Genomic DNA, 13286 nt, shown 5'->3' with positions numbered 1-13286 from the left:
AAACATGCATAGATACCTGCCAATTCTCACGTGGGGTAAGACCTATTCCCGCACGGCATTTTCCAACGATATGGTCGCCGCGTTGATTGTGACGATCATGTTGATCCCACAATCGTTGGCCTACGCATTGCTAGCAGGGCTACCGCCCGAAGCGGGTCTCTATGCATCCATCCTCCCGATTATCCTTTACGCCATTTTCGGGACCAGCCGCGCGCTCGCCGTAGGGCCGGTTGCAGTTGTCTCCCTGATGACCGCGGCGTCCATTGGCGCCATCGCGGAGACAGGTACGGCGGGCTATGCAATCGCAGCCCTGACTCTCGCCTTTTTGTCGGGCGGCTTCTTGCTGCTTATGGGGATTTTTCGTCTCGGCTTCCTCGCCAATTTCCTGTCGCATCCCGTGATCTCCGGTTTCATTACAGCCTCAGGCGTGTTGATTGCCGCGAGCCAGCTCAAGTATATCTTTGGCATTTCAGCGCAGGGACACACCCTTCCTGAACTTGCCAATTCCCTTTTCAATGGCCTGCCGCAAACCAACTTTATCACCCTTACCCTCGGCGTTTTGGCCACCGCGTTTTTGTTTTGGGTCCGCAAGGGACTTAAACCTCTGCTGTTGAAAGCGGGGCTGTCGGCCACGGGCGCGGAGTTTGGCGCCAAAGCTGGACCCGTTTTCGCGGTGGCCCTGACCACCGTGGCGGTCTTTGCGCTCAATCTTAAAGATAAGGGTGTCGCAATTGTGGGCGAGGTCCCGCAATCCCTTCCGCCGTTCACTCTTCCCGATATCTCTCCAGACCTACTGTCGGCCCTCATCGGACCCGCGATTCTTATTTCAGTGATTGGGTTTGTAGAGAGTATTTCCGTGGCCCAAACATTGGCAGCAAAGAAGCGCCAACGCATCGACCCAAACCAAGAACTCATTGGGCTGGGCGCGGCCAATCTCGGAGCGGCTTTTACCGGTGGTTTCCCCGTGACTGGCGGCTTTTCACGCTCGGTAGTGAACTATGACGCAGGGGCCGAAACGCCCGCCGCTGGGATTTTCACCGCTATGGGCTTGGCCGTTGCCGCCCTTGCCCTGACGCCGCTTATTTTCTTTCTTCCTAAAGCGACCCTTGCCGCCACCATCATCGTTGCTGTGATGAGTCTGGTGGACTTTTCGATCCTCAAAAAAACATGGGCCTACTCAAAAGCCGATTTTGCCGCCGTTTTGACGACAATCGTAATCACACTGGGAGCTGGCGTTGAAATCGGCGTTTCTTCAGGCGTTGTGCTGTCCATATTGGTACACCTGTTCAAATCCTCACGCCCCCATATGGCCATTGTGGGACAAGTGCCCAACACCGAACATTTCCGCAATATTTTGCGTCACGACGTAGAGATCCACCCCGAAATCCTGACGCTCCGAGTGGACGAAAGCCTGTATTTTGCCAATGCGCGTTTCTTGGAGGATCAAATCTATGACCTTGCCGCCCAGCGCCCAGATTTAAAGCATGTGATATTGCTCTGTTCCGCAGTGAACGCGATTGACATGAGCGCCCTGCATTCACTTGAGGCCATCAACGAGCGGCTTGCAGCATCCGGTGTTACCTTTCACTTGAGCGAAGTGAAAGGTCCCGTGATGGATCGCCTTCTGCGCATTGATTTTCAGAAAAAACTCAGCGGCCAAATATTTTTGTCACAACATCAAGCGATAACGACGCTAACTTTACGCACCGCAGAAATGGGTTAAGCTAGGAGGTCGAATGACTCTCCGTCTGAAGTGACGATCATGTGACCCACTTGTGCCCCGTCAGTAAGAAGCCAAACGGCGCGCCCTGTTCCAGAGTAAACGATGTAGGCATCTTGAATGTTGTCATTGCCAAGGCGGCCGTTGGAGTCGCTGGCATGGCCATAAACAACGGAAAAATCACTGCGTGTCGCACTTCCACCCATAAAGAGACGATCTCCTTGGGAGTGGTTGAAGTCCGTTATAACATCGCGACCGTCGACGAAAGTTCCAGAGTGGTAAAACTTATCTGCCCCTGATCCACCAGTGATTTCATCGCTGCTTCCGCCACCATTAAACAGGTCACTACCGGGACCGCCGTTGAGGAGGTCGGAGTATGAGCCGCCATACAACGTGTCGTTTCCATAGCCCCCATAGAGACGATCTTCGCCGGAATCCCCAAAGACAAAATCGTCGCCAGAGCCCCCACCTACAAGGTCATTCCCATCGCCACCATAGACGCGGTCATTGCCAGCGTCGCCGTAGATTGCGTCATTTCCAGCAGCCCCATAAAGTCGGTCTGCTCCATTCCCTCCATGCAAAGCGTCTGAGCCATCACCGCCACCAAGAAGGTCGTTACCATTGGCACCATAGAGCCTGTCATTGCCCCCGTAACCGATCAAGACATCGTTGCCGTCGCGTCCATCTATATAATTGCGAGCACTGTTCCCAGTGACTCTGTCCTGGCAACTCCCCGCTATGTAGTGTTCAGTCGTCGTCCCTGCTGAAATGGCTATATTCCCAATCAACCCAAAGGCATCCGAAACATATCCAGCCCGCAACTCTATACGCTGATTGTCTGTATCGTTTGAGAAGTGAATTAGGTCGATTCCATCACGGTCATAGATTGAGGCGTTGGGGGAAACTGTGGCATTCCACAAGTCCGCCATATACCCACCGTGCGTGTTGCCAACCCCATAGGTCGTATTGCCAACTGACACCGAACGGCGTTCCATAGAGGTCTTGAATCGCTATGATATCCGATCGCATGGCGCTGACCACCCTTGCTCGACTGGCCGTAATAGCGGTGTTTTCCGTTTGGTCAAAATACGACGTAACTGACATTTGCCACGAGTCATTGCTGAATTCTTCGTCCGCGCCATATTCTGCGTCGCCGATCATGATGAACCGTGCAGCACTTGATTTGCTGCAGGACGCCAGCTTGGAAGCGGGTGCAATTGAGGCCCGTGATTGGTGGATTTATCAGATGATCACAGGTGTGGGCGGAAAGGTTATTTTTGATCAGGAACAGTCGCTTTATTATCGCCAACATGGCGGCAATCTCATCGGCGCAAATGTTGGCACCGCTGCCCTCCTCACGCGGACGCGCATGGTTGCCAGCGGCAGGTTCAGTGAATGGAACGATATCAACATTGCCGCGCTGCGCCGCTCAGCGCATCGGTTTACCCCCGAAAACCAACGTCGCCTTGCGCTGTTTGCGCGAGCACGGCGGCGGCGTGGGATTGCGCGCCTAAATGATTTGCAGAAAGTTGGCGTTTATCGGCAAACTAAATTCAGCAACGCCGCAATGTGGAGTGCCATCGCCCTTGGCAAAATCTAGCGGGGAAATTTTTACCCTATGTTGATTTCCCCCATTTGAGTTTAAGACCGTGCCAAACTGGTAAAAATTGCACCAAGGGACCAAACGTGACCCAACCTCGCCTCTCTCCGGAAATAATCAATGCCATTGGCGCTCGTGTTTTGCTGTCTGAGGGCGAAGCACTGGTTCATTTTGCCCAAAACCTGACGCCTGAATTCCATGTTGCCGTTGAAAAGATGCTAAAGTGCGAGGGGCGCATTATTCTCTCTGGGATTGGAAAATCGGGTCATGTTGCGCGCAAAATAAGTTCAACACTCGCGAGCACAGGTACGCCCTCGTTTTACGTTCACCCTTCGGAAGCAAGCCACGGCGATTTGGGAATGATCCGCCCAGAAGATGTATGCATCCTGATTTCGAACTCGGGCGAAACTTTTGAGTTGGGTGACATAATCGCCCACACCCGCCGCTTCGCGATCCCAATGATTGCCATCACAAAACGGCCAGAGAGTGCGCTCGGATCAGCCTCTGATGTGACCCTAACCCTGCCCGATGTGCCCGAAGCCTGCTTGATTGGCATGGCGCCAACAACGTCAACAACCCTGTCGCTTGCCCTTGGGGATGCCCTCGCGGTGGCCCTGATGGAGCTTCGGGAATTCAAGCCCGAGAACTTTCGCACCTATCACCCCGGCGGCAAACTTGGCGCACAACTCATCAAGGTCAGCCAGTTAATGCACGACGGGGCAGCGGTTCCGATTGTCGCCGCCGAAACCCCGATGTCCGAAGCGATTTTAACGATGACCTCAAAAGGGTTCGGGATTGCGGGCGTTGTTGAAAACGGCCTCCTGATTGGGGTCGTTTCGGATGGGGATTTGCGCCGCAACCTAATTGGCTTGATGGAGAAAACCGCGCGAGAAGTGGCGACCCTCAATCCAGTCACGATCCGTGGCGACAGCCTTGCAGAAGAAGCGCTGCGCGTTTTGAATAGCAAAAAGATCGGCGCCCTTCTGGTCGTCGACGACACGAATGCGCCAATCGGCGTGCTAAACATCCATGATTGCCTGCGGGCGGGGGTTGCATGAAAACAGTTATTCTAATTCCGGCGCGGTATGCGTCTACGCGCTATCCAGGTAAGCCGCTTGTTAAGTTGACATTGCCAGATGGCACGCAAAAATCGCTTATTCAAATGAGCTATGAAGCGGCCAAATCCGTTCGCGGAGCGGATGAAGTTTTCGTTACAACCGATGACGAACGGATCGCCGAAGCTGCGCGCGCCTTTGGTGCCGATGTTATTATGACCTCCGAGAATTGCGCCAACGGCACAGAACGTTGCGCAGAAGCCATGAAAAACGCAGGGCTAGAAGCCGATATTATCGTTAATTTGCAAGGCGATGCCCCCTTGACCCCGCCGTGGTTTGTTGAGGCCCTTATCGACGCGCTGGAGCGTGACAATTCCGTGGGTATGGCCACGCCCGTTCTGCGCTGTGATGCCCAAACTTATGCCCTTTTTACCGAAGACCGCCGCAACAATCGCGTGGGGGGAACAACGGCAATCTTTAACAAGTTTAAAGATGCGCTGTATTTCACCAAGGAAGTCGTCCCTTATGTCGACCCTAATAAAATTCCTGACCCAATCCCCGTTTTCCATCACGTTGGCGTCTACGCCTATCGCCCCGATGCCCTCGCCGATTATGGCAGTTGGGAAACAGGCCCGCTTGAAAGACTCGAAGGACTGGAGCAACTCCGTTTCTTGGAAAACGGCCACCCCATTCGCTGTGTTGAAGTGGACGCTAGGGGGCGGGTGTTTTGGGAACTCAACAATCCACAAGATGTCGCACGCATTGAATCCGTTCTAGGAGCCCAGTTATGAGCAAGATTGTAAGCATCGGCGATATCGAAGTAGGCGGCAAGAATCCGTTTTTCCTCATCACCGGACCGTGCCAGCTTGAGTCCCTTGAGCACGCGCGCATGATGGCCGAGAAGATCGCTGAAGCATCCGAACCCTCGGGCACGAAGTTCGTTTTCAAGGCCAGCTACGACAAAGCCAATCGCAGTTCCATCGGAACAGAACGCGGGCTTGGCGTTGACAAGGGTTTGCAAATTTTGGGCGATATTGCCCGCGAATTTAATGTTCCTGTGATAACCGATGTGCACCTCCCCGATCATTGCGCCATCGCCGCCGAAGTTGTCGACGTTTTGCAAATCCCCGCGTTTTTATGCCGTCAAACTGACTTGCTCCTCGCTGCTGGCGAGACTGGCAAGGTCATCAACGTGAAAAAGGGGCAGTTTTTGGCCCCGTGGGATATGGGCAATGTCGCCGAAAAAATCGCGAGCACGGGCAATGATAACATCATGCTGTGTGAGCGAGGTACCAGCTTTGGATACAACACTTTGGTTACCGATTTCCGTGGCCTGCCAACGATGGCCGCTACGGGCTACCCCGTCATTTTCGATGCAACACACTCGGTTCAACAACCCGGCGGGAAGGGCACGTCTTCGGGCGGTCAACGCGAATTTGCGCCCGTATTGGCGCGTGCGGCAGTGGCGGTTGGGGTTGCTGGTTTGTTTATCGAAACACACCAAGATCCGGACAACGCGCCAAGCGACGGACCGAACATGATTCCAATCGACCAAATGGGCGCTTTGATTGCAAATTTGCGTCGTTACGACGCGATTTCCAAAGAGTAATTGCCGTCCTGAGGGCGTGTTCCTCAAACTGTGAACTCAAATACTGCTAATCCCCTAGTTTTCTGGTGCGAGCAATGGTATTTGCCGTTCATCAAACAAGTATTTCGAAAGGCAGGTGCGCTGTGCCACCCTTAAAATCAAAAACCTCGACACACGGTCGCAACATGGCAGGGGCCCGTGGCCTTTGGCGCGCGACAGGCATGAAAGACGACGATTTCGGCAAGCCGATTGTTGCGATTGTGAACTCTTTCACGCAGTTTGTTCCCGGCCACGTTCACCTCAAAGACTTGGGGCAAATGGTTGCGCGCGAAGTTGAAGCCTCTGGCGGTGTTGCCAAAGAATTCAACACCATTGCAGTGGATGATGGCATTGCCATGGGGCACGACGGGATGCTCTATTCCTTGCCATCCCGCGAAATCATTGCCGACTCGGTTGAGTATATGGTCAACGCGCACTGCGCCGATGCCATGGTTTGCATTTCAAACTGCGATAAAATCACACCCGGTATGTTGATGGCCGCGTTGCGGTTGAACATCCCTGTGGTGTTTGTTTCCGGTGGCCCAATGGAAGCCGGTAAAGTGGTGCTGGATGGCGAAGAACGGTCCCTCGATCTGGTCGATGCAATGGTTGCCGCTGCTGACGAAACGATGAGCGACGACGATGTGGCTGCGATCGAACGCTCTGCTTGTCCTACCTGCGGTTCTTGCTCGGGTATGTTCACCGCGAACTCGATGAACTGTTTAACCGAGGCGCTTGGGTTGGCGCTTGCAGGGAATGGTTCGGCACTCGCGACACACTCCGATCGTAAAGAATTGTTCCTTGAAGCGGGACGTTTGGTCGTTGACCTTGCGCGCCGCTATTACCACGAGGAAGACGACAGCGTTTTGCCGCGCAATGTGGCAACCAAAGCTGCGTTTGAAAACGCCATGACGCTCGATATCGCCATGGGCGGCTCTACCAATACGGTTTTGCACTTGCTAGCCGCAGCGCACGAAGGCGAAATCGATTTCGACATGTCCGACATCGACCGCCTTTCGCGCGGCGTTCCGGTCTTGTGCAAAGTTGCGCCTTCCATTGTTAATGTTCACATGGAAGACATCCATCGCGCGGGCGGCATCATGGGCATTTTGGGCGAATTGGATCGCGCAGGGTTGCTGGATACGACCGTCAACAATATCCACGCAGGCACCCTTGGGGCGGCCTTGGATAAATGGGACATCAAACGCACGGACGACGCAGCCGTGCACGAATTCTACCGTGCCGCACCGGGCGGCGTTCCCACGCAGGTCGCGTTCTCGCAATCACGCCGTTACAAAGCGCTGGATGATGATCGGGAAACCGGCATTGTGCGCTCAGCAAAGCACGCATTCTCGCAAGACGGTGGTTTGGCCGTGTTGTTCGGGAACCTCGCAGAAGACGGCTGTATCGTGAAAACAGCAGGTGTTGACGACTCAATCCTCAAATTCACTGGCCCTGCGAATGTTTTTGAAAGCCAAGATGACGCGGTTTCCGGCATTTTGACCCGCAAAGTGGCGAAGGGCGATATTGTCTTGATCCGCTATGAGGGTCCACGTGGCGGTCCGGGCATGCAGGAAATGCTCTATCCAACGAGCTACCTGAAATCTCGCGGCTTGGGCAAAGCCTGTGCACTTGTTACGGATGGGCGCTTTTCTGGCGGATCTTCTGGGCTTTCGATCGGGCACGTTTCTCCTGAGGCGGCAGAAGGTGGGACTATTGGATTGGTGGAACAAGGCGATCTTATCGAGATCGACATTCCTAACCGGACGATCAACCTTGCAGTTGGCGATGATGTTTTGGCCGAACGTCGCACCAAACGGGATGCTGAGGGCTGGGTGCCGTCTAAACCCCGCACACGTAAAATCACGACGGCTTTGCGGGCCTATGCGGCTCTGACATCCAGTGCTGCAAAAGGTGCAGTTCGCGTTGTGAAATAAAACAACGGGTTGCGCTTCGATTGTCGAAGCGCAACCCTGTTTATGCAATACTATGTGTTTCCAAGGTTTGAAAATTGGTCAAATCCATCGCCTGTCCTGTGGCGTTTGAAACGATAACAAGTTCCCAATCCCCCGCCTCTGCGTCTTTGCGATTTATCAAGAGTGAATCGATTTTGGGAAGTGTTGAATAAAGATACCCCAAGTTGTGACCGCGTAGTTTTTCAGGCGAAAGACAGGGGTCGAAAATTCGCAGACGAAACCCAGCCTCGAGGAGCTTGCGCGCCAAATCCACGTTTGGACTCTCTCGTAAATCATCTGTCCCCGCTTTGAACGCCAACCCTGCCATCAGAACCTCTGACTCGGGTGTGAGGCTGCGCACGATGTGGTCAAACTGATGGTTTTTATGCGCGTCGTTAGAGCGAATGAGGCTGTCGATTAAATGTGTATTCGCGCCAACGTCGCTCGCAATATATTGCAGCGCCCGAACGTCTTTGGGCAAACACGACCCGCCGAAAGCACCCCCTGGACGGCTGTAATACGGGGAAATGTTGAGCTTAGTGTCCGAGACAAAAATTTCATGTACCTGCTTTGCGGACACGCCCATTTTCTGGCAAACCCGCCCAAACTCATTTGCAAAAGCAACCTTCACAGCGTGCCACGAATTGTCCACGAACTTGGTAAACTCGGCCTCTTCAAACTGGGTAACGAAAACCTGCGCCTCAATGTTTTTGTTGAGTTCGTCCATGACCGCATTGGGTTTTCCGTCCGCCGTGCCTATGACAATTTTCGGCGGATTAAAGTAGTCGTTAATTGCCTGCGCCTCGCGCAAAAACTCGGGGTTATAGACAAGATCGACCTTGTCACTCCACGCTTCTCCCATGCTGGCTTTGAAAATCGGTATCACAAGTTTGCGAATTGATCCGGGGCGCATGGTCGAACGAAAGACTACGGTCAGTTTTTTTACAGGATCCGTGCGGGCGATATTGGTCGCGATTTGGCGGGAAACATCCGCGATGCTTGATCAACTCCAAAGGACCCAATTGCGCGCACTAACCCGAGAGCGGCGTACATCAAGGCAAACTGCCCCATTTCCAAGAGGGTTAGGTTTCGCGCTAAAAAGATTGTCGTCGCAAGCTGCACCCCGACACCTAATGCACGAATTCCCATGAGAGTAATCGACGAAATAACCAAAGAATTCTTCATTTCGCCCTAACTACAAACAACGCTACGCATTCACGGATTAACAATATACAACCAGAAGGAGAAGAGATAGAACAATGCTGCCCTGTCGCCAAAGTAACCCTTTATTATGGAGGGAATTTGAGACCAAAGCGAGGGAGAGCGTATAAACATTTAGGACTAGTAAATAGTGAATACTTCTGGACTCCCGGGGCACAGCATACTTTGCGGTCCTATAGCGCCAAAAAAGGGTGTGTCTCGTGGTGGATACGAGACCGCAAATCGTCGCACAATTTCCCTCCTCGAAGCTGCGGGCTGTCACGTGGATACGTATGCCTATCCGGATACTCTCGGGAATGGTTTCCTTTCAAGGGCAATTTCTTACTTCCTGAATTTTCTAGCGCTGCGCAAAAAATTGATCCAAGGGCAGGCCAAAGGCAACGCAATACCATTTCACATCACCCCTTTATTTAAGCAGTTTATTCTACCGGAGTTCCTTCTGATGCGTCGTGCAAAACGCCTTGGAATGCGCATCGTTTTGGATCTGCGAGCTGGAAACAAAGCGAGCGATCGCGCACGTTTTGGCAAAACCTATCGTAAACTTTTTGACGGCTGCATAAAATTGGCCGACGTGGTTTCTGTTGAGGGGCGGGAATATATTCCCCTTATTCGGTCAATCGCTCCCGATATTGAGGCCACCTATCTTCCGAACTTTGTGGATGGGGAGAACATCGCGGAAAAACCCCCGACACGGAGTTCAGAGGTTTGTCGCCTCGTTTATGTGGGAACCGTATCAGAGGCAAAGGGCGTTCCTGATCTTATCAATGTCGCGGATCATCTAGTGCAAATTGGTCTGCCTGTGCAGTTGGATATCATTGGTCGACCCACCAAATCCTTTCAGAAAGAATTTGAGAGAAATTGTAAAGACCGACCCTATGTCATGGGACACGGCGCGCAGAGCTTTGAATATGTTCGTACATTCCTTGACCAAAGCCATTTTTTCGTTTTTTTAACGAAGTGGCCCGGCGAGGGTCATTCAAATGCTCTCACCGAGGCTATGGCGCGCGGATGCGTTCCTGTTGCGACCCAGCATGGCTTCAATCAGTCAACGATTTCGGACTGTGGCATCATCATCAAGGATCGCGTTGAAACAGTCGAAATCGCTTCACAAATTGCGCAACTCTGGTCGACTCCGTCTTTTGATTTCCTTGCCGAAGCTTCGATCAATCGTATTCGCACTCAGTTTGGCGAAGACACGGTACGCGCGATCCTACGGGGATTGTATTGGCCTGACGCGCAGACCTAATGGCCGGTTTTCTTGAAAACGACGGTCACTGTCTTTAGAATGAGGCATAAATCCATCCAGAAGCTTTGGCGATCATTATACGTGTTGTCGTAAAAAATTCGGCTCAGAAAGCTAGAGGTGCCGCGCCCTTCAATTTGCCACAATCCAGTAATCCCAGGCCGAAGATTATAGTAGGAACGCCCGCCAGCCGCACGATAAAGCGTGTCTTGGTTTTCCATGAAGGGTCTTGGCCCGACGAGGCTCATATCGCCTTTAACCACGTTCCAAATTTGGGGTAGCTCGTCTAAGCTCGTTGCCCGCAGGAAGCGACCAATTGGGGTAATCCGTGGATCATTTTCCAGCTTTTGGTTAACCCGCCATTCCTCTGCAACTTCAGGATCGTCCTGACAGAGAGCTTCCAACGTTTTTTCCGCATCCAACACCATAGTGCGAAACTTGTAGCACCTAAAAACCTTACCATAGCGACCCACCCGGTTTTGATAGTATAGACCTGGACCGCCCCTTGAGGCCAACATCCAGAGGATTGCAAGAACCGGCACCAAGATCGGCAAAACAACCATCGCGAACCCCAAGTCAAAAAGCCGTTTTGGGTAGGTTGGAGGGGTACTTATTTGTGCCCGATGGTGTGTTGGATAGTAGCGAACGTCACTAGAGACATAAGCTGTCTCGCAAAAGTCTACATTATCAGTATGGTCTTTCATTCAATAGGCCTTGATCGCCCGAAAAACGAGCATCTCACTCCATAACCACCATAAGTTGTGTAGCCCAGCGCGTTCAACGAGTCGAGAATTTTCTAAACAATCTTACAAATTTATTGTTTGTTTACTTAATGTTAACCAGTACTAACAAATGGTAAAATCTGAACCCTACCGATCTATTCTTTGGAAACGGACCCAGCACTTGGTTGGGCTGTCGGGAAATTCCGTCTGTAAAGATCGAGGGTTTTGGCTGCGGAAACTAATCTAAATGCCGGACCGGAAGCACGCTACACGACTAAATCCAGTCGAAACGGGTGTAGATCAGCGGTTGGCGAGGGCCGCTCTCTGACTAACATTTCGCCCCGCCGGTATAGGAAATGACCGGCGGGGCGAGGTGGCTCTTTGGAAACCTGAGTTTGGCTTATTGGCCAGCGTGGCTCGAAGTATTCAAGTTCTTCACCCGCTTAATGACATCTTCGAGGTTATAGCTCGAAGGGTCCTGCATTGGGGGGAAGTCGTGATAAGTTTCCAGTTCCCTGAGCCAGAGTTGCTGACCGATGGGCAGCAGGTTCCAGTCATAAGTATAGGCGGTAACAGGTCCTGCTAGCGCGCCGCCGACACCCTGAAGGGTCTTGAGCTGCGATCCAGTGGAGGTCTCGAACGGATCGCGCTTGATGTTGACGATCTGCGTCCAGTGGTAGGGAACCACGCCTGCGAAGGCGCCTGTTGGCTCGTCGGACACCATGGCGAAGTACATTTTCCAGTTACGGTAACGCACTGCCGACGGGTCTTTACCGGAGTAGTACATGAACGTGTCACGTGCTGCGGTATCGGATTCGCCCAGCAGGTAGTCGCGCTGGTTAACCCCATCGAGCGTCGTTTTGACGATGCCAGGATAGGTACCTTTTTCGATCTGAGCTCGCAGGTCATTCTCTTTCGGACCACCTGCTAGATCGACCAATGTTGGCAACCAATCAAGCGACGCGAAGATGTCGTTCAACACGGTGCCAGCTTTGATGTGGCCAGGCCAGCGGATGACAGCAGGCGCACGCATGCCACCTTCCCAAGTCGTCAGCTTGCCACCCTTGAATGGTGTCACGCCGCCATCGGGGAAGGTAATAGTCTCGGCGCCATTGTCGGTTGTGAAGACGACGATGGTGTTATCAAGTTCGCCCATGTCTTCGAGTTTCTTCAACACATAGCCGATATTGTCGTCCATCTGCTTCATACCAACTTCGTTGGCGCCCCAGTCCTTGCCACCTTTGGTGCCAAGCATGTCGGCGTATTCGTCCGAGAGAACTGTGGTGATGTGCATACGTGCGGGGTTGTACCAAACAAAGAACGGTTTGTTGGTTTTCTTAGGATCGTTGCGATCAAGAAAATCGATAACTTTGGCCGAGATTTCCTCGTCCACGGTTTTCGAACGTTCCAACGTCAGCGGACCCTCATCAGTACAGGTCTGGTTGGCAGCCGTTCCGTCGGAAGACGTACACGCGATCACGGGGCGCGGTGGAGTCAGACAGATTGTGGTCGTGGGATCAACGGCACCGGGAACTTCAGCAAGGCCAGGGATTGATGTGTTTTTACAGGCAGGCGCAACCGCTTGATCTGTCGGGCCAGCATTGATGTCAGGGAAACTTACGCCCTGCATCGCGTCGAGGTGATAAAGGTAACCCCAGAATTCCTCAAACCCATGCGCCGTTGGTAGGGCATCGGTATGGTCGCCGAGGTGGTTCTTGCCGAACTCACCGGTTGAGTAGCCGAGATCGCGCAAGAAGACCGCAAGCGACGGCGTTCCGGGTTGAAGGTAGCTCGGGCTACCGGGAAGTTGGGGCATGATCATGCCAGTTCTGAGGGGCTGCATACCGGTGAAGAACGCGTTGCGACCGGCGGTGCAGCTTTGTTCAGCGTAATAGTCGGTGAACATCGCGCCTTCGTTGCCGATACGGTCGATGTTGGGCGTCTCGCCAACCATCAGGCCGCGGTGATAAATCGACGGCTGCATCCAGCCAATGTCGTCGCCCATGATGAATAAAATATTAGGTTTGGATTGTTCTTGTGCCAAAGCGGGTACAACCGCTCCGGTAACTGTCAATCCAAACGCAACTAAACCCGCATGGGTCAGAATGCCTTTAGAACTAGCGCGTCTCATGTGTTTCTCTCC

12 protein-coding genes are annotated in these 13286 nt (G+C 52.9%); 7 read left to right on the top strand and 5 right to left on the bottom strand.

The window, feature by feature from the left end:
- Positions 1–4 precede the first annotated feature (4 nt).
- On the top strand, positions 5–1723 hold the full coding sequence (locus tag RC74_RS06410; protein WP_039000330.1) for a SulP family inorganic anion transporter: 1719 nt from the start codon (positions 5–7) through the stop codon (positions 1721–1723).
- On the opposite strand, the gene RC74_RS06405 is transcribed toward RC74_RS06410, so the two are convergent.
- The gene (locus tag RC74_RS06405; protein ID WP_052274597.1) at positions 1720–2715 is read right to left on the bottom strand and encodes a calcium-binding protein; all 996 of its coding nucleotides are present in this window, start codon (positions 2713–2715) and stop codon (positions 1720–1722) included. The genes RC74_RS06410 and RC74_RS06405 overlap by 4 nt on opposite strands.
- Before the next feature lie 17 nt (positions 2716–2732).
- On the opposite strand from RC74_RS06405, the gene RC74_RS06400 reads away from it, so the two are divergent.
- From RC74_RS06400 to ilvD, 5 genes are all read left to right on the top strand, one after another.
- Positions 2733–3320 carry a glycosyltransferase family protein gene (locus RC74_RS06400; protein ID WP_052274598.1) on the top strand — a complete coding sequence of 196 codons (588 nt, stop codon included), beginning with the start codon at positions 2733–2735 and terminating at the stop codon, positions 3318–3320.
- 86 nt (positions 3321–3406) lie between these two features.
- On the top strand, positions 3407–4378 hold the full coding sequence (locus tag RC74_RS06395; protein ID WP_039000331.1) for a KpsF/GutQ family sugar-phosphate isomerase: 972 nt from the start codon (positions 3407–3409) through the stop codon (positions 4376–4378).
- A complete protein-coding gene (locus RC74_RS06390) occupies positions 4375–5166 on the top strand; it encodes a 3-deoxy-manno-octulosonate cytidylyltransferase (RefSeq protein ID WP_039000332.1) in 792 nt (263 codons plus the stop codon). Before RC74_RS06395 ends, RC74_RS06390 begins: the two co-directional genes overlap by 4 nt.
- Positions 5163–5984, top strand: coding sequence for a 3-deoxy-8-phosphooctulonate synthase (gene kdsA, locus RC74_RS06385; protein WP_039000334.1), 822 nt, complete (start codon positions 5163–5165; stop codon positions 5982–5984). The genes RC74_RS06390 and kdsA overlap by 4 nt, the downstream gene beginning before the upstream one ends.
- A 164-nt stretch (positions 5985–6148) precedes the next feature.
- Positions 6149–7939 carry a dihydroxy-acid dehydratase gene (gene ilvD, locus RC74_RS06380; protein WP_417935185.1) on the top strand — a complete coding sequence of 597 codons (1791 nt, stop codon included), beginning with the start codon at positions 6149–6151 and terminating at the stop codon, positions 7937–7939.
- Positions 7940–7979: 40 nt separating this feature from the next.
- Here ilvD and RC74_RS06375 read toward each other — a convergent pair whose 3' ends face one another.
- Positions 7980–8921, bottom strand: coding sequence for a nucleotide sugar dehydrogenase (locus RC74_RS06375; protein WP_335339589.1), 942 nt, complete (start codon positions 8919–8921; stop codon positions 7980–7982).
- Entirely contained in the window at positions 8900–9142 is a 243-nt protein-coding gene (locus tag RC74_RS22490) for a hypothetical protein (RefSeq protein WP_169798716.1), read from the bottom strand. Before RC74_RS22490 ends, RC74_RS06375 begins: the two co-directional genes overlap by 22 nt.
- Before the next feature lie 229 nt (positions 9143–9371).
- On the opposite strand from RC74_RS22490, the gene RC74_RS06365 reads away from it, so the two are divergent.
- Positions 9372–10424: a glycosyltransferase family 4 protein gene (locus RC74_RS06365; RefSeq protein WP_039000365.1), complete on the top strand. Its 1053-nt coding sequence runs from the start codon at positions 9372–9374 to the stop codon at positions 10422–10424.
- Here RC74_RS06365 and RC74_RS06360 read toward each other — a convergent pair.
- Positions 10421–11125, bottom strand: a complete 705-nt coding sequence (locus RC74_RS06360; RefSeq protein ID WP_082802201.1) for a sugar transferase — start codon at positions 11123–11125, stop codon at positions 10421–10423. The genes RC74_RS06365 and RC74_RS06360 overlap by 4 nt on opposite strands.
- Positions 11126–11543: 418 nt before the next feature.
- Positions 11544–13274 (bottom strand): arylsulfatase, encoded by a 1731-nt coding sequence (locus RC74_RS06355; RefSeq protein WP_082802200.1) that lies wholly within the window; start codon positions 13272–13274, stop codon positions 11544–11546.
- Between the last annotated feature and the right edge of the window lie 12 nt (positions 13275–13286).

The sequence above is a fragment of the Falsihalocynthiibacter arcticus genome, from assembly GCF_000812665.2.
In the GTDB taxonomy this organism is placed as follows: Bacteria; Pseudomonadota; Alphaproteobacteria; order Rhodobacterales; family Rhodobacteraceae; genus Falsihalocynthiibacter; species Falsihalocynthiibacter arcticus.
The sequence above is the reverse complement of the archived record's forward strand: the minus strand, read 5'-3'. Positions and strand labels throughout refer to the sequence as shown.

Coding starts and splice junctions, on each gene's coding strand:
- RC74_RS06410 (WP_039000330.1), top strand. CDS start 5: ATGCATAGATACCTGCCAATTCTCACGTGGGGTAAGACCTATTCCCGC.
- RC74_RS06405 (WP_052274597.1), bottom strand. CDS start 2,715: ATGGAACGCCGTTCGGTGTCAGTTGGCAATACGACCTATGGGGTTGGC.
- RC74_RS06400 (WP_052274598.1), top strand. CDS start 2,733: ATGATATCCGATCGCATGGCGCTGACCACCCTTGCTCGACTGGCCGTA.
- RC74_RS06390 (WP_039000332.1), top strand. CDS start 4,375: ATGAAAACAGTTATTCTAATTCCGGCGCGGTATGCGTCTACGCGCTAT.
- kdsA (WP_039000334.1), top strand. CDS start 5,163: ATGAGCAAGATTGTAAGCATCGGCGATATCGAAGTAGGCGGCAAGAAT.
- ilvD (WP_417935185.1), top strand. CDS start 6,149: ATGGCAGGGGCCCGTGGCCTTTGGCGCGCGACAGGCATGAAAGACGAC.
- RC74_RS22490 (WP_169798716.1), bottom strand. CDS start 9,142: ATGAAGAATTCTTTGGTTATTTCGTCGATTACTCTCATGGGAATTCGT.
- RC74_RS06360 (WP_082802201.1), bottom strand. CDS start 11,125: ATGAAAGACCATACTGATAATGTAGACTTTTGCGAGACAGCTTATGTC.
- RC74_RS06355 (WP_082802200.1), bottom strand. CDS start 13,274: ATGAGACGCGCTAGTTCTAAAGGCATTCTGACCCATGCGGGTTTAGTT.